This window comes from Burkholderia territorii (assembly GCF_902833055.1).
Lineage (GTDB): Bacteria > Pseudomonadota > Gammaproteobacteria > Burkholderiales > Burkholderiaceae > Burkholderia > Burkholderia territorii.
In genome coordinates this window covers 24,206-50,562 of the sequence record NZ_CADFEJ010000022.1, presented here as the reverse complement: position 1 = coordinate 50,562, position 26,357 = coordinate 24,206, and the positions used below count along the sequence as shown (strand labels likewise).

General features: G+C 63.6%; 20 protein-coding genes and 1 pseudogene. 11 read left to right on the top strand and 10 right to left on the bottom strand.

Translation table 11 applies throughout. The features are described 5' to 3' along the window. Positions 1 to 113 precede the first annotated feature (113 nt). The 6 genes from HW466_RS26635 (at position 114) to HW466_RS26610 (ending at position 4,978) form a co-directional block, all read left to right on the top strand. Entirely contained in the window at positions 114 to 434 is a 321-nt protein-coding gene (locus HW466_RS26635) for a DUF4148 domain-containing protein (RefSeq protein ID WP_060346951.1), read from the top strand. 358 nt (positions 435 to 792) lie between these two features. After that, entirely contained in the window at positions 793 to 1,599 is an 807-nt protein-coding gene (locus HW466_RS26630; protein ID WP_151002824.1) for a transporter substrate-binding domain-containing protein, read from the top strand. A gap of 89 nt (positions 1,600 to 1,688) precedes the next feature. Then, positions 1,689 to 2,375, top strand: coding sequence for an amino acid ABC transporter permease (locus HW466_RS26625; RefSeq protein ID WP_151002826.1), 687 nt, complete (start codon positions 1,689 to 1,691; stop codon positions 2,373 to 2,375). Beyond that, positions 2,372 to 3,022, top strand: coding sequence for an amino acid ABC transporter permease (locus HW466_RS26620; protein ID WP_059768710.1), 651 nt, complete (start codon positions 2,372 to 2,374; stop codon positions 3,020 to 3,022). The genes HW466_RS26625 and HW466_RS26620 overlap by 4 nt, the downstream gene beginning before the upstream one ends. Beyond that, positions 3,009 to 3,758: an amino acid ABC transporter ATP-binding protein gene (locus HW466_RS26615; RefSeq protein WP_059792418.1), complete on the top strand. Its 750-nt coding sequence runs from the start codon at positions 3,009 to 3,011 to the stop codon at positions 3,756 to 3,758. The genes HW466_RS26620 and HW466_RS26615 overlap by 14 nt, the downstream gene beginning before the upstream one ends. A 206-nt stretch (positions 3,759 to 3,964) precedes the next feature. Beyond that, entirely contained in the window at positions 3,965 to 4,978 is a 1,014-nt protein-coding gene (locus HW466_RS26610) for a hypothetical protein (protein ID WP_059809497.1), read from the top strand. Positions 4,979 to 5,126: 148 nt separating this feature from the next. Here HW466_RS26610 and HW466_RS26605 read toward each other — a convergent pair whose 3' ends face one another. From HW466_RS26605 to HW466_RS26575, 7 genes and pseudogenes are all read right to left on the bottom strand, one after another. Continuing rightward, the gene (locus HW466_RS26605; protein ID WP_151002828.1) at positions 5,127 to 6,584 is read right to left on the bottom strand and encodes an aldehyde dehydrogenase family protein; all 1,458 of its coding nucleotides are present in this window, start codon (positions 6,582 to 6,584) and stop codon (positions 5,127 to 5,129) included. Positions 6,585 to 6,602: 18 nt separating this feature from the next. Further along, complete coding sequence (locus HW466_RS26600; protein ID WP_151002830.1) at positions 6,603 to 8,279, bottom strand: GMC family oxidoreductase; 1,677 nt, start codon at positions 8,277 to 8,279, stop codon at positions 6,603 to 6,605. Positions 8,280 to 8,454: 175 nt separating this feature from the next. Next, complete coding sequence (locus HW466_RS26595) at positions 8,455 to 9,378, bottom strand: LysR family transcriptional regulator (RefSeq protein WP_230944460.1); 924 nt, start codon at positions 9,376 to 9,378, stop codon at positions 8,455 to 8,457. Positions 9,379 to 9,471: 93 nt separating this feature from the next. Beyond that, positions 9,472 to 10,407, bottom strand: coding sequence for an alpha/beta hydrolase (locus tag HW466_RS26590; protein ID WP_239006091.1), 936 nt, complete (start codon positions 10,405 to 10,407; stop codon positions 9,472 to 9,474). 138 nt (positions 10,408 to 10,545) lie between these two features. Next, a complete protein-coding gene (locus HW466_RS26585; RefSeq protein ID WP_170296591.1) occupies positions 10,546 to 11,160 on the bottom strand; it encodes a nitroreductase family protein in 615 nt (204 codons plus the stop codon). A gap of 207 nt (positions 11,161 to 11,367) precedes the next feature. Continuing rightward, positions 11,368 to 11,592, bottom strand: a pseudogene (locus HW466_RS31975) (DoxX family protein); the annotation flags it as partial. A gap of 183 nt (positions 11,593 to 11,775) precedes the next feature. Continuing rightward, a complete protein-coding gene (locus HW466_RS26575; protein WP_151002834.1) occupies positions 11,776 to 12,762 on the bottom strand; it encodes a zinc-binding dehydrogenase in 987 nt (328 codons plus the stop codon). Between the two features lie 237 nt (positions 12,763 to 12,999). Between HW466_RS26575 and HW466_RS26570 the strand changes: the two genes are divergently transcribed. Continuing rightward, positions 13,000 to 13,890, top strand: a complete 891-nt coding sequence (locus HW466_RS26570; protein ID WP_151002836.1) for a LysR family transcriptional regulator — start codon at positions 13,000 to 13,002, stop codon at positions 13,888 to 13,890. A 93-nt stretch (positions 13,891 to 13,983) separates the two neighbouring features. Here HW466_RS26570 and HW466_RS26565 read toward each other — a convergent pair whose 3' ends face one another. The 3 genes from HW466_RS26565 to HW466_RS26555 form a co-directional block, all read right to left on the bottom strand. Next, complete coding sequence (locus HW466_RS26565) at positions 13,984 to 15,384, bottom strand: Kelch repeat-containing protein (RefSeq protein WP_170296587.1); 1,401 nt, start codon at positions 15,382 to 15,384, stop codon at positions 13,984 to 13,986. Positions 15,385 to 15,932: 548 nt separating this feature from the next. Next, entirely contained in the window at positions 15,933 to 17,702 is a 1,770-nt protein-coding gene (locus HW466_RS26560) for a ShlB/FhaC/HecB family hemolysin secretion/activation protein (protein WP_151002840.1), read from the bottom strand. Positions 17,703 to 17,841: 139 nt separating this feature from the next. Beyond that, a complete protein-coding gene (locus HW466_RS26555; protein WP_338144998.1) occupies positions 17,842 to 20,442 on the bottom strand; it encodes a two-partner secretion domain-containing protein in 2,601 nt (866 codons plus the stop codon). A 572-nt stretch (positions 20,443 to 21,014) separates the two neighbouring features. Between HW466_RS26555 and HW466_RS26550 the strand changes: the two genes are divergently transcribed. The 4 genes from HW466_RS26550 to HW466_RS26535 all read left to right on the top strand — a co-directional run bounded on the left by HW466_RS26550 (position 21,015) and on the right by HW466_RS26535 (position 26,210). After that, positions 21,015 to 21,575: a fimbrial protein gene (locus HW466_RS26550; RefSeq protein WP_239006097.1), complete on the top strand. Its 561-nt coding sequence runs from the start codon at positions 21,015 to 21,017 to the stop codon at positions 21,573 to 21,575. Positions 21,576 to 21,652: 77 nt separating this feature from the next. Beyond that, positions 21,653 to 22,396 carry a fimbrial biogenesis chaperone gene (locus HW466_RS26545; protein WP_151002846.1) on the top strand — a complete coding sequence of 248 codons (744 nt, stop codon included), beginning with the start codon at positions 21,653 to 21,655 and terminating at the stop codon, positions 22,394 to 22,396. Positions 22,397 to 22,512: 116 nt separating this feature from the next. Then, positions 22,513 to 25,071: a fimbria/pilus outer membrane usher protein gene (locus HW466_RS26540; protein ID WP_151002848.1), complete on the top strand. Its 2,559-nt coding sequence runs from the start codon at positions 22,513 to 22,515 to the stop codon at positions 25,069 to 25,071. A 26-nt stretch (positions 25,072 to 25,097) separates the two neighbouring features. Then, positions 25,098 to 26,210 (top strand): fimbrial protein, encoded by a 1,113-nt coding sequence (locus tag HW466_RS26535; RefSeq protein ID WP_151002850.1) that lies wholly within the window; start codon positions 25,098 to 25,100, stop codon positions 26,208 to 26,210. Positions 26,211 to 26,357: the final 147 nt, after the last annotated feature.

The window sequence follows — 26,357 nt, the reverse complement described above, 5'->3', positions numbered from 1 at the left end:
AGCACATCTGGTACACAGCGTTAACCTTGCCTTCATCTCGCGCGGAGCATGCTTTTCCTACGGCAGAAGAGGTGCATTTCCGATGCCGCCCCTGTTTACTGGAGGTCGAGATCATGAAATCCGCTATCCGTACCATCATGCTGGCTCTCGCCATCGCGCCCGCATTCGCATTGGCCGCTCAACCAAGCAGCAGCCTGACCCGGGCGGAAGTCCGCAACCAGATCGCGCAAGTTGAGCAGGCCGGTTACAACCCGGCCCGAAAGGACATTCACTATCCGCAATCGATTCAGCAGGCCGAGGCGCGTATCCGGTCTTCGGAATCGGCGCCGCAGACCGATGCGTCGGGCTATGGACCCGCATTCGGAGCGGGCGGCGACTCGGGGGCCGCGATCCAGAGTCATGCCGCGGGACCACGGTTGTATACGCACCATTGACGATCGTTGCGCGCGTACGCACGCCTGCGTCGGCGGCCGCCGTTGGCGACGATCGAACTGCGATCTCGTTTTCCAGATCCCGCGCCCCGCGCTTCCGGATCGACGAGCAGGCTCTGGCGTGCGTCCGAAGCCACAGAGTGTACCAATCAGGTAATTTGGTGCGCCGGCGCGCACTGCGGGGGCAACCGCCGCCCCCGGCACCGATTCATGCACCGAAATGAGGAACGTCGTTCGCCGGCATTTCCGTCTCGCGCCCGTGCGACAAGCGTTTCACCGCGGTGGCCTGCTTTTTGCTGGAGTTGTCCTGCAGCGCAACCGTTGCGCCGCCCGACGACATACCAGACAAGGAAGATTCACCGTGAGCCCGACGACTCGACCGTTCCCCCGACGCAGCTGGCTGGCTGCGCTGATCGCAGCCCCCGTGATGGCGCTGTTCGCCGCCGTGCCGGCCCACGCCGACGCGCTCGACACCATTGCGAAAAGCGGCGCGCTGCGCGTCGCGGTGCCCGAAGACTATCCGCCGTTCGGCTCGGTCGGCACGGACATGCAACCGCAGGGCTACGACATCGACATGGCCGAGCTGCTCGCCAAATCGCTCGGCGTGAAGCTGAAACTGGTGCCCGTGAACAGCGCGAACCGGATTCCGTACCTGACGACCAACAAGGTCGACATGGTGATCTCGTCGCTCGGCAAGACGCCGGAGCGCGAGAAGGTCATCGATTTCTCGACCGCGTACGCGCCGTATTTCCAGGGCGTGTTCGGGCCGGCGGACGTGAAGGTGGGCACGCCCGCCGACCTGGCCGGCAAGACGGTCGGCGCCACGCGCGGCGCGCTCGAGGAGATCGCACTGTCGCAGCTCGCGCCGAATGCGACAATCAAGCGCTTCGAGGACAACAACGCGACGATCCAGGCGTTCCTGTCGGGGCAAGTGCAACTGATCGCGGCCGGCAACATCGTCGCGGCGGCGATTCTTGCGAAGAATCCGCCGCGTCGGCCCGAGGTCAAGTTCGTGATCAAGAATTCGCCGTGCTTCGTCGGCGTCAACAAGAACGAACCGCGCCTGCTCGCGAAGATCGACGATGCGATCGCGCATGCAAAGCAGGACGGCACCCTGGGCGCGATGTCGAGGAAATGGCTCGGCCAGCCGTTGCCCGCCGGCCTCTGACGGATCGCCATCCCGCCTGATCCATCGCCGCGCCCGGCACCGCCGGCGCGGCGGATGTCATCGTCCGAACCCGAATTCATTCAATCGTCATGAGCTATCAGCTTCAATTCGGCGAGCTTGCCGAATACGCCGGCGTGTTCGCGAGCGGCGCGGTGATCACGCTCGCGCTGACCGCCGTCGCCACCGTGCTCGGCGTCGCGATCGGCGTGCTGGGCGCGGCCGCGTACAGCGCGGATGCGCCCGCGGCCGTGCGGCTGCGCCCGATGATCGGCGCGTACGTCGAGGCGATCCGCAATACGCCGTTCGTCGTCCAGCTGTTCTTCATCTTCTTCGGATTGCCCGCACTCGGCGTGCACATCGACGAATACACGGCCGCGATTCTCGCGATGACGCTCAATCTCGGTGCGTACTCGGTCGAGATCGTGCGCGCGGGCGTCGCCGCCGTTCCGAACGGGCATCTGGAAGCGGCATCCGCGCTTGCGATGTCGCGCGCGCAGATGCTGCGCCACGTCGTGCTGCCGCAGGCACTCGCCAAGGTGTTTCCCGCGCTCTCGAGCCAGATCGTGATCACGATGCTCGGTTCGGCGGTCGTGTCGCAGATTTCGGTGGCCGACCTGACCTATGCGGCGGGCTATATCCAGTCGCGCAACTTCCGCGCATTCGAGACGTATTTCATCATCACGCTCGCGTATCTGGCGATGGCGCTGCTGCTGCGCGGCGTGCTCGGCACGATGGGGCGCCGTCTGTTCTCCCGCCGCGTGCGAGGTGCGCGATGACCGATTTCACGTTCGGGCAGATTCTTGCGAACCTGCTGCTGGCCGCGCGCTGGACGATCGTGCTGTCGATCGTGTCGTTCGTGTCCGGCGGCCTCGTCGGCCTCGGGCTGCTCGTGATGCGCGTGTCGGGTTCGACGGTGCTGCGCGGCACGGCCAGGCTCTACATCGAGGTATTCCAGGGCACCCCGTTGCTGATGCAACTGTTCATCGTGTTCTTCGGCCTGCCGCTCGTCGGGCTCGACGTCTCGCCGTGGGTCGCGGCCACGGCAGGGCTGACGTTCTTCACCAGCGCGTACCTCGCGGAGATCTGGCGCGGCTGCGTAGAGGCGGTGCCGAAAGGGCAGTGGGAGGCGTCGGCGAGCCTGGCCATGAGCTACGTCGAGCAGTTGCGTCACGTGATCCTCCCGCAGGCCGCCCGCATCGCGATCGCACCGACGGTCGGCTTCGGCGTGCAGGCCGTGAAGGATACGGCACTGGTCTCGATCATCGGCTTCACCGAACTGACGAAGGTCGGCATCGCGATCTCGAACGCGACGTTCAGGCCGTTCGTCGTGTATGGCCTCGTCGCGCTGATCTATTTCGCGCTCTGTTACCCGCTTACCCGTTATGCGCGCACGTTGCAAAGGAGATGGCATGCCGCTCGTTGAAACCCGTGGTCTCGAAAAGAGCTTCGGCACCCATCATGTCCTCAAGGGCATCGACTTCTCCGTCGAACGCGGGCAGGTCGTATCGATCATCGGCCGCAGCGGCTCGGGCAAGAGCACGCTGCTGCGCACGCTCAACGGGCTCGAGAGCATCGACGCGGGCACGATCTCGATCGACGGCGAACGCATCGATGCACGGCACGCCGATCTGCGCGCGCTGCGGCTCAAGGTCGGGATGGTGTTCCAGCAGTACAACCTGTTTCCGCACCTGAGCGCAGGACAGAACGTGATGCTCGCGCAATCGGTCGTGAAGAATACGCATCGCCAGCAGGCGCGCGCGATCGCGGAGCTGATGCTCGAACGCGTCGGCCTCGGCGACAAGTTCGACGCGTTTCCGGAACAGTTGTCGGGCGGCCAGCAACAGCGCGTCGCGATCGCGCGGGCGCTTGCGATGAAGCCGAGCGTGCTGCTGTGCGACGAAATCACGTCCGCGCTCGATCCCGAGCTCGTCGGCGAGGTGCTGGGCGTCGTCGAGCAACTCGCGCGCGACGACATGACGCTGATCATGGTCACGCACGAGATGAACTTCGCGCGCGCGGTGAGCGACAGGATCGTCTTCATGCACCAGGGCAGGGTGTGGGAGAGCGGGACGGCCGAAGAAATCTTCGAGCGGCCGCAGACGGTGGAATTGACGCGGTTTCTCGGCAGCATCAGGAACACGGAAGCCGTTGCACGCTGACCGGGCATGCATGCGGAATGCTGATATCACTCGTCACGATGGCCGGGCATGCGTTCATGCCGACCGCGGCATCGACCGATCGCGAGAGCCGCCCGTCGATGCTCCAGCCGGCCGCGTGACCGGGCTGGTCCCCGCGATCCGGCGCAGCCTATAATCGCACTCAGCTTGTCCAGGAAATCGCGGTTACCAGGGTGAGGGGTGTCCACATGGGACAGTGCCGTCGCATCTATTCGCGCTTCGTGCTCACAAGCTCGGTTGCCGGTCTGGCCTTTCTGGCCGGCCCAGGCCACGTGCACGCCGAGGAGAGTCCGTCGAGCTTGCCGATCGACAGCAAGCCATTTGAAAGAAAGATCAACGTCTACGCCGTGTATGGCGACGGACGCGCGACCGAGGGCGGCGACATGCATTGGCGCGCGTACGAAGTCGGCTTCGGCGACGTCCTGAACGATTACTTCTCGGTCTATCTCTCGTATCTGAACGAGGGGCATCCGGTGGATCACCACCGTGACGGCTTCGCCGCGCTGGGTTCGTTTCGTTGGCCGGTCGGCAATCGCGTGGCGCTCGAATTCTCGGCTGGGCCGTATTTCAGCATGGACACGACGCATGTCGACAACGCACCGCGTAACGAAAAGCGGTGGGGGATACGTGCGTCGGCAGCGGTGCGGTATTACGTCGTTCCGAACCGCTTCTTCCTCAAGGTCCAGTACAACCACGTCCAGATGATCGGCGGATTCAATTCCGACGCGGTGCTTTTCGGCATCGGCTCGGATTTCGGCGGCGATCCTCACCCCGCGCTATCGGACGGCAAGACGCAGGTTGGCATTTGGGCCGGGACGTCGCAGACGAACCGCCCTCAAGTGCCGATGGAAAAAGGGTACATGGTCGAAGTGAAGCGGCCGCTCGGCAATGCATGGGCGTATTCGGCGAGCTTCGTGTACGAAGGCAACAATGGCGTCGCGGGTCGAAGAGGCGTGGCAGCGCAACTCTGGTACGTCGCGCCGATCAGGAGCAAATGGACGCTTTCGGCAGGCGTCGGTCCGTATGTCTCGCGCGATCGCAACGACGCATCGAACTCGATGAGACTCAATGCATTGCTCAGCGCGCAGGTGACCTATCAGGTCACGAACGACTGGGCAGCCAGCCTGCGCTTCAATCGTGTCGCAACGGGCAACGACAAGGATCAGGACATGTTCATGGTCGGCCTGGCACGCAACTTCTAGAGGCGCCCGGCATCGCGAACGCGACGTTGGGCGCGCAATGCGAGGTGATGGCCGGCGCGCGCGACGGGCCGACAGAGCCCGTCGCGGCATCCGAGCGAAGTCGTAGCACACGCGGGCCGCCAACGCGCGTAGCTGACGACCCGGCCGTTCATCGAGGCACGCCCGTGCTCAGCGTGATGTGCTTGTACTCGATGAAATCGTCGAGCGCAGCGGCGCCGTTGAGGCGGCCGAGGCCCGACTGGCGGTAGCCGCCTTCTTCGAATTCGTCGTAGACCTTCGCCCAGTCGTTGATCCAGACCGTGCCGGCCTGCAGCGCGCGCGCCACGCGCACCGAACGTTGAACGTCGCGCGTCCATACCGCGGCGGCAAGGCCATATTCGCTGTCGTTGGCCAGCGCGATCGCTTCGGCTTCCGTATCGAACACCTGCAACGTCATCACCGGGCCGAACGTCTCCTTCTGCACGATATCGAGTTTCGGATCGTCGACCTCGAGCAGCGTCGGGCGGTAGAACGCGCCATTCGCCAGCTCGCCGTCGCTGACCGGGCCGCCGCGCAGCAGCACTTTTGCGCCAGCCGCGATCGCTTGTTCGACGGCGCGATCGACACGCGCGACATTGGCCTGGTCGATGAGTGGCCCCATGTCGCTGCGCGGGTCGGACGCGGGGCCGACGCGCACCGCGTCGAGGCGCGCCGCAAGCCGCGCGCGCACCGCTTGCGCTACGTTGCGCTGTACGAGCAGGCGCGAGCCCGTCATGCAGAACTGGCCGGTAAACACGGTCAGCGATTTTTCGAAGACGGGCAGTGCGGCATCCAGATCGGCATCGTCGAATACGACGTGTGGCGTCTTGCCGCCGAGTTCGAGGCCGATGCGCTTCAGGCGCTGCGCGCCGGCAGCCGCGATCGCGCGGCCGGTCGCGGTGGAGCCCGTGAAACTGATGACGGGCACGTCGGGGGACGCGACGAGATGTTTCGCGCCGTCCGCGCCGGATTCGCTGAACACGTTGACGACCCCGCGCGGCAACGACGGCGCTTCGGACAACACCTTCGCGACGAGCGCGTTGATTTGCGCGGTCTGCCCCGGCATCTTGACGACGGCGGTCGCGCCGGCCGCGAGTGCGGGCGCGAGCGAGCGCACCATCAGCACGACCGGCGAGTTCCACGGCACGATGATGCCGGCGACGCCCATCGGTTCGCGCAACACGAGCGATACGACATCCGGCCGCGGCGTGCCGCCGTGCGCGCGCTCGGCACGCGCGAGCGCTGCGTAGTAGCGCAGCTTCGACGGCACCATCTCCACCTCGAACCGCGCTTCCGGCTTGATCTTGCCGTTTTCGAGCGACAGTTGATCGATCAGCGCGTCGGTGTGCCGCTCGAAGGCAACCGCGAGCTCGTCGAGCACTTTCGCGCGCAGGGCTGCGTCGTGCTTCCAGCCGGTGCGCTCGAATGCGTGCAACGCGGCGGCGATGCCGGCGCGCGCCTCCGTTTCGCCACCGTCGGCATAGCGGCCGATCACGGCGCCGGTGGCCGGGTCGAACGAATCGCGATGAACAGGCGAATCGATCCATTCGCCGCCGATCCAGTGCAATGCATGAGAAAGCGTGGTCATGAGGTCCTCTGCTGCGATTCAGGCGTAGCGGCGGGCGATATGCTCGGCCGTCGCGATGGTGGTGATGTTGGTCGCGACGGAAATCGCATCCGGGAAGATCGATGCGTCGACCACGCGCAGGCCATGCACGCCGTGTACGCGTCCGTCGAGATCGACGACCGCATGCGGATCGCCCGACGCGCCCATCGGCGCCGTCGACGTCGGATGGTGATAGGTGTCGACGGTCGACCTGACGGACGCGAGGATCTGCTCGTCGGTCGCCGCGCCCGGGCCGGGATTCAGTTCGGAATGGATGAGATCCGACAGCGGCGCGGTGCGGCCGATGCGGCGCGCGAGCTTGATGCCGTCGAGCAGGCGCGTGCGATCCTGCTCGTCGCCGAGAAAGTTCAGATCGATGACGGGCGCGTCGCCGGGGTCGCGGCTCGCGAGCTTCACGCTGCCGACCGACAGCGGCCGCGTCAGCGCGACGGCCAGCACAAAGCCGACCTTTGTCGGGCTCTGGTCGTGCGGGAACAGATGCGTTGCCGTGACGTGCAGGTCGAGATCGCCGCTTTGCGCGGACGCGCTGTGCGTCCAGAGGAACGCACCGATCACGGGCGATTGATCGCCGATCTTGTCGGGGCGCGCCGCGTACGCGTTGTAGTAGAACGGGTGATCCTTCAGGCGTTGCCCGACCGGCAGATTCGCGACTTCGGGAATCGACAGCGCACGCAGGTCCGCACCCGGCCCGATGCCGGATCGCAGCAGGATCGCGGCGCTGCCGTATGCGCCCGCGCTGAGAATCACTTCGTTCGCGTGGATTTCGTCGCCGTTCGCGAGCTTGACGCCGATCGCGCGACCGTTGTCGAACAGCACGCGATCGACCAGGGTGCCGCCCTGGATGCGCAGGTTCTTCCGCGCGCGGACGTCGTTGGTCAAATACGCGATGCCCGTGTTGACGCGTACGCCGTTGACGATGTTCATCGAATACGGGCCGACGCCGTTGACGTCCGGGCCGTCGAAATCGTCGATGACGCGATACCCGTTCGCGACCGTCGCGTCGACGAACGCGCGCTGCATCGGCGTGATGTCCTCGCGCGTCAACTGGCGCACCGGTAGCGGGCCCGCGTGGCCGTGCAGCGCGGCATTGCCGCTGTCGCGGCTTTCGAGGCGCCGGAACGACGGCAGCATGTCGTCATACGACCAGCCGGGCAGGTTCCAGTTCTTCAGGTCCTGCGGGCGCGCGCGAATCGCCACCGCGCCGTTGATCGCGGAGCTGCCGCCCAGCACCTTGCCGCGCAACGCGCCGATCGGATGATCGATATAGCCCGGCCGCGTGCGATAGCCCCATTCGTGCGCGGCGTCGCCGCCGACGATGTCGCTGCTCGCGATCACGCGCGGATAGTCCCACGCGGCGTAGTTGTGGCCGGCTTCGAGCAGCAGCACGTTGCGGCCGGGTTTTTCGCTGAGGCGCGCCGCCATCACGGCGCCAGCCGAGCCGCCGCCGACGATCAGCACGTCGACCGCGTGCTTGCCGTTTCCGGTACGGCGGCGATGCGATGCGCCGGGCGTCGGGGCGGACGGTGCATCGGCGGCAGCCGGCGCAGCGAGCGCCTCGCCGCCGAGCAGCGAACCGACGGCGAGCGCCGCCGAGTGTGCGAGGGTTTGCGCGAGCATCGTGCGGCGCGCCGGATGTTGCGGGAGATCGTCGTTCATGGTCTTGACCTTGTGGAAGGAAGCTGCGACGAGATTACGAACGACCGGCCGGCCCGCATAGCCGGCGGCACGCGAAAGCGGCGTTCGGTTTTTCAGAACGCCGCGCACGACACGCATGCGTGCGTCGTCGCAGGCGCAGCGAAAGCCGACACGCGGCGCGCCGGCACGGCGGCCGTCATGCGCGCCGAACGCGGGGCAGGATGCCGCGCTCGATCAGGGCGGCATCCCAGCTCGCCGGTTGGCCGATTTCGTCCCCGAGAAACTGGATCAACGCCTGGATCCTGGGTGACGTGCGGATCGTCTTTCGATACAGCGCGGAGATCTGTCCGCCCGGTGGCGTGTAGCCGGATAGCACCGGCACGAGATCGCCGGCGAGCAGCGCGTCGGCGGCAAGGAAGGTCGGGAGAATGGCCAGGCCGAGGCCGGCCGTCGCGCCGGCGAGTAGTTGATGCCCCGAATCGGTTCGCATCCGGATGCGGATCCGGAATGCATGATGAGCGCCATCGAGCGGCAGGCTCCACACCCCGTTGGGCTCGCGGTTCAGATAGATCAGCCCGTCGTGCTGCAGCAGATCGCGCGGATGCGCGGGCACGCCCCGCCGCGCGAGGTAGGCAGGGCTCGCGCAGATCAGGTGGTGATTCGCGGTGAGCGTGCGTGCGATGAGGTTCGAGTCGGCCAGCTGACCGATCCGTATCGCCATGTCGAAATGACCGTCTTGCAGATTGGAGAGCCGGTCTTCCGCCTCGACGTCCACGCACAGGGCCGGATATTTGGCCGCGAAGCGCGCCAACAGCGGTGCAAGCTGGCGCGTCATGAACGTGGTCGGCACCGCCAGCCTCAGCGTGCCGTGCAGGCTCGCGCCGGCTTCCTGCGCTTCTTCCTCGATTCGTTCGAGCTCCTGAAGAAGCAGCCGGGATTGACCGAAGAAGCTGCGACCGGCCTCGGTCAACTGCAGCGGGCGCCCGCGCTTGAGCAGCGTGCAGCCGAGACGCTTCTCGAGCTGCTGGACGCGTTGACTGACGATCGACTTGGCCGTGCCGAGGCGACGCGCGGCTTCGGAAAAGCTGCCCGACTCGACGACGGCCACGAAAGTGCTCATATCGGAGAACTTGTTCATTGCATCCTTCGGAGCGGGATCGCCGGCCGTGCGCGCGCTGCCGCACGCAAGCCCGTCGCCGGCCGGCCATGCGGATTACCGCGAGGTCGTCCGTTCCGTGAGAAACCGGATGCCTTCGTCCAGCGCAGCTTCGCCCCGCGAATGATTCGCGTTGTCCTTGAAGAACTGGATGAAGCCGTGCGCCTGTCCTTCGTAGACGACGACGGATGCTTCCACGCCAGCCGCTTTCAAGCTGCTCGCGTAGGCGACGTTCTCGTCGCGCAACGGATCGAGCTGGCCGACCTGAATCAGCGCCGGCGGCAAGCCGGCATGATTGCCGAGCAGCGGGGAAAGCAGCGGCGCATACGGGCTCGTTTCCGGCAGCACATAGCTCGCCAGCACGTTGCGCATCACTTCCCGCGTGGGAAAGTAAGCGTCGCCGAGCTCGGCCCACGAGGCCGTATCCAGCTTGTTGCTCACCGACGGGTACATCAGCCATTGCGCAACCGGCCGAGGGCCGCCGCGATCGCGAGCGAGCATGGCGGTGGCCGCGGAAAGCGTCGCGCCCGCGCTGTCGCCGCAGAGGACGATCCGCGTGGCGTCGCCGCCCAGTTCGTCGGCGTGGTCGGCTGTCCATTGCAGCACCGCGTAGACGTCCTCGAGGCCGGCCGGAAACGGATATTCGGGCGCCAGCCGATAGTCGACGGCAATCACGAGCACGCGAGCGCGGCGGGCGATTGCACGCACGAGCACATCGTGCGTATCCAGATCGCCGGACACGAAGCCGCCGCCGTGCGCGAACAGCACGATCGGAAGCCGCTCGTCCGCACGTCCGTCGGCCGGCCAATAGACCCGCACCGGGATGCTTCGGGCAGGCTGACCGGCGGGCACGTCGAGCGCGAGCACCTTGCCGACCGGATCGGGCACACCGGCGGACGGAATCATCGCGCGGTACGACGTTCGCATGTCGTTGGCGAACGCGGATGTGTGGTTGGTGACCAGATGAGTCGCGGCAGCGGCAGGTTCAATCATGCGATGCGGCGCCGCGATGCCGAAAAGCGGATGGCTGACGAGTTTCCTCGGAAACATGCATGTACTCCAGATCTTGCTGTTTGAATACGTTCGTCGTCACCCGGGCCGCGCACGTCAAGTGCCGCCCGGGTGAATTCTTCACGCGAAGCTCAGCACTTCGGTCACAGGCTTGCGCGGCTTTTGCGGCCAGTTGCCGGACGCCGGATAGCCGACCGTGACGAGCATGACGGGGACGTCCGTCGGTTCGAGCTTGAAGGCTTCGGCGACGCCATGCGGATCGAAGCCGATCATCGGGCCGGAGACGAGCCCCAGATCCTGCGCGGCGAGCATCAGCGTCATCGCCGCCAGCGAACCCGAGCGAATCGCTTCGTCGCGCTGGAACGTCTGGTTGTTCTTGTACATGTTCTGCGCCGCGCCCACCCAGCCCTTGTAGACCGCCTCGTCGATGATGCCGGCGTCCAGCGTCGGCTTCAACGCGCCGGCGAGCGTCAGATGCGGATCGAGCGTGCCGCACACGATGAACGTGACGGCCGCATCCGCGACCTTCTGCTGCCCGTAAGCGAGCGGCAGCAGGCGCGCCTTGGCCGCGTCGCTGCGAACGGCGACGAACTTCCAGTTCTGCAGATTGAATGCGGACGGCGCGCGGGTGGCGAGATCGATCAGATGACGGATCTGTTCTTCCGACACCGTGCGGCTGGTGTCGTAGCGATTCGCGGAAACACGCGACTTGATCACTTCGGCAATATTCGACACTTGAGAATTCCTCTCTTCATTGAGTGGGACAACGGGGTGAACGAGCGCGCGGCCGTCGCGGTGCGCATCGAGCGCATCGCGTTTCGCGTCCAGACTGAAACGGCCCGCGCCGACGCTTGCCAGAAGCAGAAAGCCCCCGGCCATCGCGACGTTCTTGAGGAACATGACCATCTGCGTCTGGTCCGCGAACTGGTTGTGGAACAGCACGCCGGTCACGACGCAAAAGGCAGCGAGCAGCCCGGCGACGACGCGCACGCGATATCCGAGAACGATCAGCAGACCGGTTCCGATCTCGAAGATCACGGTCGGAACGAACAGGAAGCCCGGCACGTGGTTGGCCTCCATGTAGCCGCGGATCGCATCCGGGGCGGCGAGCTTCGACAGGCCGGAAAGCAGGAAGATCAGCGCGAGAAAGATTCGTGCGATCAGCATCGCCGCCGGCTGATATCGGGCGATGCCTGTCACGGGAAGTGAAATGCCGGGCGAGGCGTTCGAATTCATGTTGGACTCCTATGGTTCTGATGGAATTGAATTGGTCGATGCGAGGTGTTGATCTGGATTCAGATTCAGCCGGCTTGGCCGGCCAGGTCGTGCTTCATCGCGGCGGGTGAGTCGTCAGACGGACACGACGATCTTGCCCAGCGCCCGATTGCTTTCCATCAGGCAGTGGGCGCGACGGAGTTCGTCGAAGTCGAAAGTGTGCGTGCGCAGGGAAGGCATGCGGCCTTCGGCCGTCGCGCGCGCGATTTCGGACAGCGGCACGGCCGACGCCGGCAGTGCTGCCGAGCCGAACATGCCGGACGAGAAAAAGCCGAGACGCGCGCCATCGGGCAGATCGCGCATCGGATGAAAATGCTCGAGCTGCGCGCCGCCGTGCATGCCGACGACACTCGCCGTGCCGAACGGGCGCAACGTGCGAAGGGAATCCCTGAGCGTGCTGGCGCCCACGGCTTCCAGTACAGCGTCGACGCCGGACGGAACCGCGTTCCTGACGGCCGACGCAATCTGCCCGTCGTCGACGAGCGCGAGATCGGCGCCGACGTCGCGCATCCGTTGCAAGTGGGCGTCCGCACGGCTGGTGGCAACGACCGTGAGGCCGCGGTATTTGGCATAGGCGATGGCCGCGAGCCCGACCGACGACGTGCCGCCGCGAACCAGCAGCGTTTGGCCGGAGCGGATCGCCAGCATCCTGTCGAGCGCGCCGACCGCGGTGACATAGGCCTCCGGCAATGCGGCCAGCTCTTCCCACGAAAGCGCCGTGTCAGGCAAGGCAACGACGTTGCCGCGCGGCACGATGACTTGTTCCGCGTAGCTGCCCGGCCGCGTGAACTGCAAGCCGCCCATCGCGGTCGCGACGGCCTGTCCGGTTCGGAACTGGCCGGCTGGGTCGTGCAGCACTTCGCCGACGGCCTCGATGCCCGGCACGCGCGGCTGGTCGCCCAGTGGCCCGAGGTTGCCCGAGCGGAGGTAGGTTTCGGCGCGATTGAGTCCGAACGCGCGAACGCGGATCCGGACTTCGTCGTCGCCGGCATTCCGAATCGGGATGTCCCGCAACTGCAGGACGTCCGGGCCGCCGAAGCGTTCAATGACATAGGCTTTCACGAGTACTCCAGATGCACGCCGGGCACATGCGTGCGCGATCGCCGTAACGGGCATCTGCAGCCTGAGTGACGCCGTACGGAACCCGCTTCCACATGCACTGCCCGAAGTGCGAAAAGTTGCGTTATGACGGCTCATCCCACGAAGAACGGCCATCGAATGCGTGCCATTCTGGCTAGTTCAAATCTGCAATGTAAGTAGCTAGAATGGAAACATTGCTTTCATTTTTGGTAGGCTGAAGTGGATCTCAACGATGTGCGGATATTCGTGGGCGTCGTGCAGACGGGCAGCCTTTCCGGTGCCGCGGCGCGGCTGGAGATGCCGTTGCCGACGGTGAGCCGCCGGATTCGCGCGCTCGAGAAGCAGTTGCGGGTGCAGTTGCTGGAGCGCACCGCGCGCGGCACCAAGCTGACCGAGGCGGGAACGCGGCTTTACGAGCACGCGAGCCGCGGCGTCGAAATGCTCGCCGAGGGCGAACAGGCCGTGGTCAGCGATCAAGCTCGGCTGAAAGGGCGGTTGCGCTTGTCGTTACCGCCTGCATTCGAGGCGTGGTGGGATCTGTTGTCGGCATTCCGGAAGCGGTATCCGGATATCGAACTGCATGTGTATTCGACCGAGCGTCGAGTCGATCTGATCGAAGACGGCATCGATGTCGCGCTGCGGATCGGCACGATCTCGCACGAAGCGATGGTGGCGCGCCGGTTGCTGTCCTACCGGCACGTGCTGGTCGCCAGTCCGGGCTTGCTCGACACATTGGGCACGCCGACGGCGCCGGACGACCTGCACCGGTTTCCGTGCGCGGTCTGGAGCACCGGGGCGAATTTCGACCGGGGGTGGCGTTTGGGCGATCAGACGTTTGAACCGGCCGCCGTTTTGTCCACCAATGACTATTCGCACTTGCGCAGCTGTGCGATATCCGGCGAGGTGGTCACGGAGCTGCCGCCATTTCTCGCTGCGGAGCCGATTCGGCAGGGGAGGTTGACGGCGTTGCTTCCCGGACATCCGCTGCCCGAACAGCAGGTCAACCTGCTGTACCCGTCGCATCGGCATCCGTCGGCGCTGGTTCGCGCGTATCTCGAGTTTTGCCAGGCGCAGGTTGCGTGGTTCGAAAGCGCCTGTGCCGTTGGGTAGCCTGGCGCTTTACGTGATGGGTGGGCATGTCCCGGTCGCGGTTTGCTTGGTTGATTCGCCCGCAGGTTTGTGCGGGCGATGCCCCATTCGCGGTTACAGCTCGTATAGCTCCGCTGAAGACAGGTTGTTTCCGTTGCCGCCTGCCGCGACCAGGACCTTGCCATCGTGCAGCAGTGTCGCGGTGTGGTTGTAACGTGGCGAAGCCATCCCGCCGGTGGCCGACCATGTGCCGGTGCCCGGGTCGTACAGTTCCGCGGAGGAACGACCGTTGGCGGTGCCGTCGACACCGCCCGCGACCAGCACCTTTCCGGAGGGAAGCAGCGTCACGGAGTGGTCGTAGCGCGATTCGGCCATGCTGCCTGTGGCCGACCACATGCCGGTGCCCGGGTCATACAGCTCGGCAGAAGACTCAGCCGCACCTTGTTGGTTGCGTCCGCCCGTGACCAGTACCTTGCCGCCCGGCAGCACGGCCGCCGTGTGAGCCAGCCGTGCGGCGCCCATGCGGCCAGTGGCAGACCATATTCCGGTATTCGGGTCGTACAGTTCCGCTGAATTCCGATCGACGAGGCTGCCCCCTGCGACCAGTACCTTGCCGTCGGCAAGCAGCGTCGCGGTGTGGTTGCCGCGCGCCGAGGTCATGTTGCCGGCGGCCGACCACATGCCGGTGCTCGGATCGTACAGCTCCGCGGAAGCCGAGAGGCTGGTGATCATGCTGAAGCCCCCGGCGACCAACACCTTGCCATTGGGCAACAGCGTCGCGCTGTGGTAGTAACGCGGCACGGCCATGCTGCCGGTGGCGGACCACGTGCCGGTAATCGGGTCATATAGCTCCGCCGAGGACTTGCCGTCGAACTTGTCGGCGCCGCCGGTGACCAGTACCTTGCCGTTGGGCAAGAGCGTCGCGGTGTGGGTGTGACGCGGCGTAGCCAGGCTGCCGGTGATCAACCACTCGCCGGTGATGGGATCGTAGAGCTCGGCTGAAGACTTGCCATCGAGACCGTCAGCGCCCCCCACGACCAGCACCTTGCCGTTGGGTAAAAGCGTCGCGGAGTACTCGGCCCGAGCGGTGGCCATGTTACCGGTGGGCGTGAATTTACCCGCTGACACGACCGTTATGTTCACGATGGTCGAGACCGTTCCTGTGCTGTGGGTGCCGGTGACGGTATAGGACGCCGTGTCCGTCGCCGAGGTGGGTGTGCCGAAGATCACGCCCGTGGCCGGATCGAGATTCAGGCCAGGCGGCAACGCCGGCTTCACGCTGTACTCTGTGATCGCACCGCCGCCGCGCGGTGAGTTGGGTTCGATCGACTGGCCCACCGGGTACACCACCGAGTCGTGGCTGTAGATGAGTGCGGCCGGAACGACACTCGTGCCGTTGACTCCGCCGCCGCATCCGCTCAGCATGGCACAGAGCAACCAAATGGCGACAAGTGCGCCCCACGAGCGCTTGCGATCCGGTGCGATGGATCGCGAGCCGACGAATCTACACAACATGTAATTTCCTCTGAGACGTTTTCTCCCGCTACGGCCCTGGACGGGCGACGCAATATTGCGGGCAAACCGAAAACTGCAACGTGAACCCTCTCTACGCGGCACGTTGATTTGGCGAGTTCGGCAGCCGGCCACACCATGCCGGCTCGAGTACCGGGTACAGGATTGCGCCGGGCTGGCGGGTATCAGGTTTGTGCGGAAGACAGGCATCCAGCATGATCGTCCGTAGCGAACCACATGTCCGTTCCGACGTTCCGCACGACCCGATATACCTTGTTCATTCTCGGCCCCGAAATTGAATATCCGAAGGACTGGATAATAAATTGAGCCGGGAATATGAAATATAAGAATCGTCCTAAAAACTGTTGTCTGACGATACCATTGATGGTGTCAAAAGCCGAAGAAATCTATGGATTCGTCGATTTCGGCAATCGCCGCATGAGATACGAACCATATGTCGAAATAAATCAAGCATTCCATAATTGATCGGATCATGAGTGATCTTCAGAATCACCTTGTGGCGCCCACTACAGCGTTGAAGACCCCGCTTCCTAGAGTCGAATTACACTGCTGACCCACGTCATGGCTTTCGGCGGATTGCCGGGGCCCCCGGTCGTCCGCATTGCATAAGAGAGGCTGACGGTCGCATGCTTGCCGAATGCATATTCGATCCCGGCACCCACGCCGGCGAGCGTCAACGCCAGCTTGCGCCGCGAGAATTTTTGGACGGTAGCGTGCGCATGATCGTAAAAGATGCTGACGCCGAGCCCGGGAACCGCGGGCACGCCCGCATGCACCGCGGCCGACACGATGTAGCCTGAATCGGCGCTGAACATGTCGTTGTCGTAAGCGCGCACCGCATACGGGCCGCCGAGCGACATTTTTTCCGAGCCGTCGAGATTGCGGGTCGTCTGTTGTGCATTGAGCGAAAGATGAACGCGCGTGCGCGCCGACAGCCGCTGATGAAAGTCGAATTGCTGGGTCGTCTTGACGTAGCGGCCACGTGTGCCAGCGCCATTCCAGTCATCTTCGTTCGTCACGCTGCCACCGGTGACGCCTACGCGATAAGAGACGATGTTGTGGTTTCCTGACCACGCGCCGTATCGCGAACCAGATAGTTGAACCGTCACCGCACGTGCGCTGCGCGGATTGTCGACGTCGAGCGTCCGGTCGGACAGCCGCTTGAATTCGGCTGTGGTTTCGACATCAAGCGTATTGCGCGACGTTCGCAACAGCGGGAATGTGCCGTACACGCTGAACAGCGTTGCATGACCGCCGGTGCCGCTGTCGCGATACTGCTCCCCTCCGACGGTATAGTCGACGCGGGTGAGCGCCGCGCCCAACCGCATGCCGCGCGAACCGACGGGAGCGTCGTAAGAAAGACGTCCGACTATCGTGTTGCCGCCGTCGCTGTCGTGACCGCGCTGCAGGAAGTCTGGCGAGAAAAACGCAATGCCCTGAAGACGATCGCCCAAGCCCAACGGGCTATTGATGCCGAGTTGCGCGCCGATCCGGTTGCGGCCGGTGGTGCGCTGACCGGAATTGTCTGCGACGAAGGCGCCGGTCAGCCGCTCGCCAGCGTCGACGTCGATCGACATGGCCGTGCCGCCGGGCAGTCGCCCAGGCGACAGCTCCGGCGTAATCGTCCCGACGCCCGGCAAATCCCCGAGGCGGCCGAACTGATCCTGCATCCGTCGCACGTCGCCATCGCGATCAAGGCCTGCGCCGAGATAGCGCTCGATGACCGAATCGCGCAACAACGAGCGGTTCTTCCTCAGTGTTGCTGATTCGAGCTTGCCTTGCATGACGGCGATATGGACGACGTCATCGACGATATCCTGCTCGGGCAGGTATGCATACGAAATTGATTCGCCGTGATCGAGCAACACGCGCGTGACGTCGATCGCGACGTCGCGCAGTTGCGCGAATGTCATCGTGCGCTCGCGGTAGGGCGCGACCACGGCGTCCACCGCCTCTCGCACGCGTTCCGGGACATCGTCCACGACGATGCGGGAGACGTGCAGCCGAATCGTGCCTTTCGTGTCCGGCGTGTCCTCGGGAGGCCGGCGCTCGATAAGCGGCACATCGGCGCGGTGCGGCTCGTCCTGCAGTGAGGGAAGTGGATGGTTGCGCAGAATCGAGCCGGTGGAGGGCAACGGGCTCTGCGCATCGCCCGCCTGGGCAGGCAACGGACCGGCGTGGGCGACGAATGGCTGGAGGACGGCGCACGACAACGCGCCGAGCGTGACTGCGCGAAAGCTAGGGGCGAACATGAGAAGCAGGGAGAACCGCGGCGCGTCGAAGTCGATCGTAATCGACACGCCATGGCATGCAGTGTTGGAACAAGAGAAGCGCCCGGCTTCCGCCGGGCGCTCAAACAGAACGGATCGCGCCTGCGCATTGCCGCACCGTAAGCTGCGGCATTCAAGCGCAACCCGTCAGGCGCGCACGATGCCGAGCTTACGCGTCGCCGGCCGCGCGGCGCCACGCGGACTGCGCCGGATACGTGACCCGGACAGCCCCGGTGCGGCTGTAGACCGCGCCGAGAGTCGGTGCGGTGTCTGCCGAGACCGAGACGTCACCCGTGGCGTAAAGGCCAGGACGATGCCGGTCATTCCACTTGCTGACGGCCGTGACGCTCTTGCCGTGGACGGTATTCGTGCCACCGTGCGCCCACAAGTCCGCCGTGAAGCGAATGTCACCGTCGCTCGTGACGCGAACGTCTCCACCGCCGGAATGCACGGCAAAGAGATCGACACTGTGTACGCCGTGGACCGCTACACCTGCCCAGCCGAGGATCACCGGATCGTATGGCGTGGAATCCCGATCCGCGACGATTTCGCCGCCGCGCAGGCTCACCATGCCGGTCGCATTGAGCGGCCCCGAGAAGCGGATACGACCGTCGCTTGTGAGCGTCAGATCGCCGAACGTTGCCTCCACGTCGCGCACGTTGACGCCGCCCTTGCCATCGAGCGTTGCATCGTACTTCGCGGCGACCGAAACGGCATCGAGTTGGCCATCGGCGGCGAGGGCGACGGAATTTCCGCTGACGTTACCGAGCTCGGCGTTGCCCGTCGCGGCGACACGCACGTCCTTGGAGCTGACGATGCGCGCGCGCGCCGACAGGTCTCGCGTATCGTCGTCGCGAACGCGGGCGGCCGTGACGTTTCGACCGCTGATGTCGATGGGGCCACGCATGAGCAGGTCGTTGCCGAATCGCACATCGCCGTCGCTCGCGAGCGTCAGCGACGATGCATAGGTCTGCCCGGCGTCGATGCCGCGCGCACCTTCGATCGATGCATGTGACGCCGCGTCGACGCGCTCGTACGCAGCATGGCCGTCCGTCGACGCGAGCGTAATGCGATTGCCCTTCACATCGCCGAACGATGCATCGCCCCGTGCCACGACTTCGACGTCACCGCGTGCGTCGAGCGCGTTTGCGACGAACTTGCCTTGACTGTGCACTGTCAGGTCGCCGCGCGATTTTGCGTGTTCGATGGTCGCATCGCCCCGCGCCGTGATATCCATGTTGCCGTGTGCGTCGAGCATGTTTGCCATGAGCTTGCCTTGACTGTGCACGGTCAGGTCGCCACGCGATTTCGCGTATCCGATCGTCGTGTCGCCCGCCAGCGACAGACTTGCGGATTTCGCACTGAGGTCGACGCGCTTCAACGTGTGCGCGCCGCGAGAAAAGTCGATCTGGCCGCCAGAGAGGCTGACCTGATCGGCGTGCAACGTTGCGCGATCGGTAGTGCGCGCCCCCGCGGACGCGTGAGCTTTAAGCTGCGACGCGTGGACAGCGCCGTCAAACATGACGCTCTGGCCGGACAGCGCCACGGAATCGGCTCGTGTCGTGCCTGCGAGCTTGATCGACTTGCCCCAAACGCCGAGCTGCTTGCCATCGAAACCACCGCTCAGGTCGACGTTGGCGTTGCCTGCTATCGACAATGCATTCGCGTTGACCGCGCCGCGCGCGGAAACGTCTCCATACGACAGGACCCACAGATTTTGCTCGCCTGCCGCCTTGAGGAAGCCGCTGCTGACGGAGCCCGTGCCGCCCACCAGCGTCGACATGGCGTCGGCGCCGGCCGTGCGGTTCAGCACGTAGCCGGTGTTCGGGTCGTGGGACCTCAGCATGACCGCGCCGGCCGCGAAGGTCGGCAGCCCGGCGTTTGCCGCGGCGGTCAGCACGTTGTCCGCGATGATATGGATGGAGCCGGACTTGAGGCTCGCTTCGCCGAACGAGACGTGTCCGGCCGCTCCCGCTTGCGCGCGCGTACGCAGCTCGATCAAATCCTGGTCGCCCGCCGTGTCGAAACGTGCGCCATCCGCGATCCGGATGCCTTGCGCCGACACCTGGATCGAACGCTCGGGGCCGTTGCGAGCGGCGCCGCTTATGCGCATTTCACCGCCAGCCGTCACCGTGCCGCTGCCTTCGCTCGCAATGCGGATGCCGCGCAGTTGCCCCATGCCGCCGGCCTCGATCTTGCCCGTCTGGTTCACGACGGCGCGCGTGAGGGCGTCACGCGCCCACGCGGTGAGCATCACGTCGCCGTTGTCGCTGACGATCATCCCGCCGTTTTCCACCAGCGCCTGCAGGCTGCCGTGCGTGAGCTTCACCTGCAGCCCGTTGCCGGCGAACGACAGCGACACGCCGTCGGCCGCTGCGAGCGCGACGCTGCCGCTCCGGCTGCGAATGGTGCCGCTGTTCTCGACGCGCGGGCCGATCAGCGCGACCGATTCCTTGGCGTCGATCCGCCCTTCGTTGACGACCTTGGCGTGCGTATCGCCGGAGAAGTTGAGGCGGCCTGCGAGGAAGTCGTTATCCGACACGTTCAGCGAAGAAGCGACCAGGCTGCCGACGTTGACCTTCGCCTGGCTGCCGATCAGGATGCCGTTGGGGTTCACGATGAACACGCGGCCCGATGCGTTCAGCGCGCCGAGAATCTGCGTCGGGTCGGCCCCGATGACCCGGTTCAGCACGGCGGCGGTCTTGCCCGGTTGTACGAAGTTCAGCGTCTCGTGCGCCGCAACGTTCATGTCGCCCCAGTAGACCACCATCTTGTCGGTCTTCTGGTTGACGGTGGTGATGGCGCCGTTGGTGACGACCGAGCCGCTGCCGTCGACGATCACATGGTCACCGACAGCGAACGCCTGTTGCGCGGCCAGCAGCGACGTTGCCAGCACGATGGGGCGAAGCGGGAAGCCGCGTGATGCAGGCTGTTTATTCAATGTTGATCTCCTCGTAATGAGAAATGCTGCCTTGCTATCGGAACTGATGCAGGCGTTTGCATTTTGCTAATTGCGCGAGTTATTGATATAAGATTTTTCCTAAATTGAAAAGTGAAATTGACTTCATTTTTTCATTTTTCGCGCAATACGAGTGTTATTTTCAACGAGCATGACACATCAAAAACATCTACAGCACCCTGGACTTTATGCCGAGCACGAGATATGCGGAAAATTTAGGCAGTTTCCTATCGATACGCGCAGTCACAATTCGGATAATTGACACTCTCTTCAATGAAGGGAAGGTTAAGGAACCGCGGGAAACGCGAGTCCTTGAATATCAACGCGAGGGAGCGATTGTAATAATCGCCCTCTATATCTAGTGAAATCGAATGAAAGCAAAGATGATTCTCGCTGGTGCTGCGCTCGCAGCGTTCTCGTCCGTTGCGATGGCAGATTCGGTCGACGGTACGATCAACTTCCAGGGCTCGATCGTCAACGACACCTGTAAGGTCAGCTCCATCAAGGGTGACGCAGGCACGATCAACGTGGATATGGGCAAGATCTCTGCCACCGATATCGGTACCGTATCGGCACCGAAGTTTCTGGCAAGCGGATCGGGTTCCGCCAACATCGACGTCGTCTGTAAGCAGGGCGCGAAGGTCAGCATGAAGTTCGCGGGCCAACCGTCCGAGCTGAGTGCGGATAAACTGTCGATCCGTGTCAACAACGGCGCAAACGCCGCCGGTTTTGCACAGAACGTCGGTATTGCCGTATATGAAGGCACGGGTGCAGGCGCAAAGGCGTTCGATCTGAGCAACGGCGACCTGCTGGCACAGACGGAGCTGAAGGAAGGCGGCGCAGTCAACGTGCGCTTTGCCGCTGCATACGTTGCCGACGATCCGTCGAAGGTCACGGCCGGTGTCGCGAACGCGAGCCTGCCGTTCACGCTCAGCTACGAGTAATCCCCATCAGGCGGCACTAGCCGTCTCAAACGTGCGGCAGGGGTACACCCTGCCGCACCTTCCGCAGAACTCCCGCTATGAAAACACGATACCTCGCCGTGGGCGTGGCGCTTGCGTGTGCGCTGATCACGTCTGCGGCACATGCCGCAATTTCATTAGGCGCCACGCGCGTCGTATTCGATGGCAAGAACAAAGAGGCATCCATCGTCGTCAACAATGACGGTGCGGATGCACTGATTCAATCCTGGCTCGATCCGTTGGACGAGGCCAACGGCAAGACGTTGCCGTTCGCAGTAACACCGCCGCTCGTCAAAGTGTCGGCGAAACATCAGCAGTTACTTCGCGTGCTGTACGAAGGGGTTGGCGTGCCCGCCGACCGGGAAACTGCGTTCTGGCTAAACGTTCAGGAAATTCCGCAGTCCGCCGCTGGCGACAACATCCTTCAACTGGCAGTGCGGCAGCGAGTGAAAGTGTTTTTCCGACCAGCCGGATTGAAGGACGATCCGCAAAGTGCCCCCGCGCGTCTGCAATGGCGACTCGATCGCGAACGCGGCAATGCGGTCCTCAGTTTGGAGAATCCCGGCCTGTACCACGTCACCGTCGTCGATGCGAAGTGGCACACGGGCGGGAAGGACATCCCCATCATCGACGCGAAGATGATTGCGCCCGGCGAGACGGCAACCATGACGGCCAAATTGCCCGCTAGCGACACCGTCCCCGAGTTGCGCTACGAGATCGTCAACGATTTTGGCGGACGGGAAGCGTACCGAGTGACATTGCCTGCCGGTCACCCCGCTGCGCCGGTTCCCGTCACGCGATAAGCGGGATCGCCACGGCGCGCCTTCCGATCTCACTGTGCAATCGATTAGCAATCCTTTACACATCAACCACGTTTGCTCTGCTTCATTGATTTGACAACCGCCGGAGTTCAATCCTGATGTCGGACCGACCCAATTCAACATCGCTGCGCAGCCTGACGGGATTGCCTCATTCCGCCATGCTTCCGTGCACGACGCCGCTATATCTCGCGATATGCGTTGCGTTTGCCAACAAGGCGCACGCAGAAACGATGGACCCGGTCGCCGGCCACGCTGCTCCAACGGCGTTGACTTTCAATAAGAACTTCCTGCATGACCGTGGCCGTCCGACAGACCTGTCGTCAGTGCTCGCGGGTGACAGCACTGTGCCACCGGGCACGTATCGTGTCGAAGTGCAGGTCAATGGCGATCTCGTCACGCGACGCGATATCGAATTCCGCTTCGACGCGACGACGGGCCGGGTCGCGCCATGCCTGAGCGCGCTGATGCTTCAGGAATTCGGCGTGAACTTGCACGCGCTGACGCCCGCGCCGGACGTGGCCGACGCCGCGTGTATCGACGTAGCGAATGCGATGGACCAGGCTGCGGTGAATTTCGACGCAGGACGATTGCGGCTCGATCTAAGTATTCCGCAAGCATTCCTGTCGCGCACTGCACGTGGTTACGTCGATCCCGCACTGTGGGATGCAGGCGTCGCCGCCGGTTACGTAAATTACCAATTCACCGGCAACTACAACCGCAGCGCGTTCTCGGGCGATAGCCGCAGCTACTTTCTCGGCTTGCAAAACGGCGTCAACATCGGACCATGGCGGCTGCGTAACGAGTCCACGCTGAGCGGCGGCACGGGCGGCAAGCCGCAATTCAAGAGTAACCGCACGCTGGTCGAGCGCGACATCACGTCGCTCAAGTCCCAACTCGCGCTTGGCGAGCAATACACGGATTCGACGTTGTTCGACAGCGTTCGATTTCGAGGCTTGAAGATCGGGTCCGACGACGCGATGCTGCCGGACAGCGAACGCGGTTACGCGCCGGTGATTCGTGGGCAGGCGTTCAGCAATGCGGTCGTCGAAGTTCGTCAGAGCAACTACGTGCTGTATCGCGCCAATGTGCCGCCCGGACCATTCGAGCTGACGGACATCTTTCCGTCCGGATCGAACGGCGACCTGGAAATCACCGTGACCGAGGCGGATGGCAGCAAGCATGTGACGCGTCAGGCGTTCTCGAGCCTGCCGTTGATGCTGCGCAAGGGCCGAATGAAATACGCCTTTTCAGCGGGCCAGTACCAAGGCAGCGAGGGCTCGTCGCCGACGCTGGCAACCGGTTCACTCGTCTATGGTCTGACCGACAACAGCACGGTCGCAGGTGGCTTTCAGGTTTCCAAGGATTTCCAGGCATTTAACCTGGGCGTCGGCACCAACACGCCGATTGGCGCATTGTCGCTCGACGTCACGCAGTCGTTCAGCCGTGCACGTGGCGCACGCGACGCTGGTCAGAGTGTGCGCGTGTTGTATGCGAAGACGTTTACCCGAACCAATACCAACTTCACGCTAGCCGCGTATCGATATTCGACAGAGGGTTATCGGACGTTCAGCGACCACGTCAACGACAGGAACGCAACCGTCGGTATCCGGGCAGCGCGCAACCGCTCACGGATCGACCTGACGACGAGCCAGGATCTGGGCCAGGATCGGAAGTACGGCAGTGTCTATTTGAACGTCGGCCAGCAGACGTATTGGAACCAAGCCGGATCGAGCCGCAGTATCAGCATGGGCTACGGAAACAACTGGAAGCAGTTGAGCTACAACCTCAGCTTCACGCAGTCGCGCGATACACGGTATGGCGGGTCAAACACCGATACACAGGTGATGGCATCGCTGTCGATACCGCTCGGCAAGCAGGTCCGTTCGCCGCGCGTGTACGCGAACATCAACCGTGACAACACCGGCGGGGCGATTGCACAGAGTGGATTGAGCGGCAGCTTCAACGAGCGCACGTCATACGCGGCGCAAGCCGGCTATACGAATCAGGGACAGGGCGTGGCGGCCGGCGCGAGCCTGACGCACAACACGGACATCGGGCGACTGTCGGCAAGCTACAACTATGCACGCAGCTACCGGTCAGCCAGTGTCGGCACCACAGGTGCGCTGGTGATACACGGCGGCGGAGTCAATTTGAGCCGCACGTTGGGTGACACCTTCGCGTTGATGAAGGTGGAAGGCGTGAAGAGCGCGGACGTGCGCACCGAGGACGGCGTGCGTATCGGCCGGAACGGTTACATGGTGGTGCCCTACGCTCAACCTTATCGCGTCAATACGCTGCGTCCGGACACACGAAATCTCGGAGCGGACGTCGAATTGATCGATACGGCCAAACAGGTTGTGCCGCGTCGCGGCGCGGTGGTCGAAGCGGTGTTCAAGGCGAACGGCGGACGGCGCGTGCAATTCAACGTTGCGCAGGCGGATGGTCAGCCGGTGCCGTTCGGTGCAAGCCTGGAAGACCTCGAATCCGGCAAGCAATTGGGCATCGTCGATCCGGGCGGCAATGCGCTCGTATTGCTCGAACAGGAGCAGGGAACGCTGAAGGTCAAGTGGACGGAGGGGGAGTGCCGCGCACCCTATGCGTTACCCAAGGTCGAGGCCGGTCGGAATTATCAAAGATTGGTCGTTCGCTGTCGTTGAAAGTCGGACGCTGTCGATTGACAGCGATGTACCAGATTTGTCCATGTCAACAATTCCAGGGGATTGCTTTGTATAACACGGCAACAACCGCTCTAGTTCGGGCGGGCGTACAAATGCTGATTGCTTGCGCGAGTATTGCGCCTGCTACCACGAGCATGGCGGCGGGTGGAGCGTGCACTTTCAACGGTGTTATTCCGCCGACAGGTACGGTGCATATCAACAAGGTATTCGATTCGAGTACCCAACCTGCCGCCGGCCAATCAATTCCACCGATTGAGTGGGACTTCGACGGCGGGGTCCGCTGCCCGTGCACGAACGGATTCGCAATCAAACGATATGTGACGGTGACGACACCGCTTGTGAGCGGGCAGTCGGGCACCGTGAACGGTAAGCAGAGAACCTTTTACAAGTTGGGAGACGGAACCATACAGTTGGCACTGGATGTTTTTAACGCAGGTCGGTTATTGCCAGCACCGGTGACTAACCACACAAGTTACAACAACATTCGGTGCGAGTATGGTTCATATTTCAACACTACGCAAGCCGGATTGAGAGGGAGGTTGCATTTAATGGTCACACGACCGTTCGTGGGAACGATAAATATTCCGGAGACGCCCCTTGCGTACGTACGCATGGGATACGATGCACCGCTTTCCCATTCGTCCCCGATAGTGCAGTGGATATACGTGGCCGGTTCGATCACCGTGCCGCAAAGCTGCCGGTTGGCACCCGGACAGAATCTGACGATCGACTTCGGGTCCCGAATATCGGATCGAATCGCTTTGCGGGGGCAAACGGGTATTGAACCGGTCAAGCGACGTTTCGACATTCAATGCAACAACATTACCTCTGGTGTGAAGGTCGACCTGGTTCTCGATGCGCAACCGCAAGCCAAGGACAAGCGCTACATCGCCACCACGCATAAGGACATCGGCATCGCGGTGGAAAGTCAAGGCCGACTGATTGCGCCGACGTCACCCGGTACGCCGCCAAGGCCCGAGCAAAAGCTGCCCATTACGATGGACTACAAGGCGCAGAGCGCGCAATTCGATATGAGCGCATATCCCGTTCGGATGATAAACAAGCCGAGTGCGGGTGAGTACCAGGGCAGCGCGACCGTGAAGTTCGAGTTCCAGTGAGGAGGAAATGTTGGAGGTCGCAGTAACCGGTGTCGCGAGCCGATTCGTTGTATGCAATTCGGCTCGCGATCGAACATCGAACAGTCGGATTTTGTAATTCCGTTGGTTGAATAGTTGCGGTGCTTGGCACTCGAAACGTCGACGCGG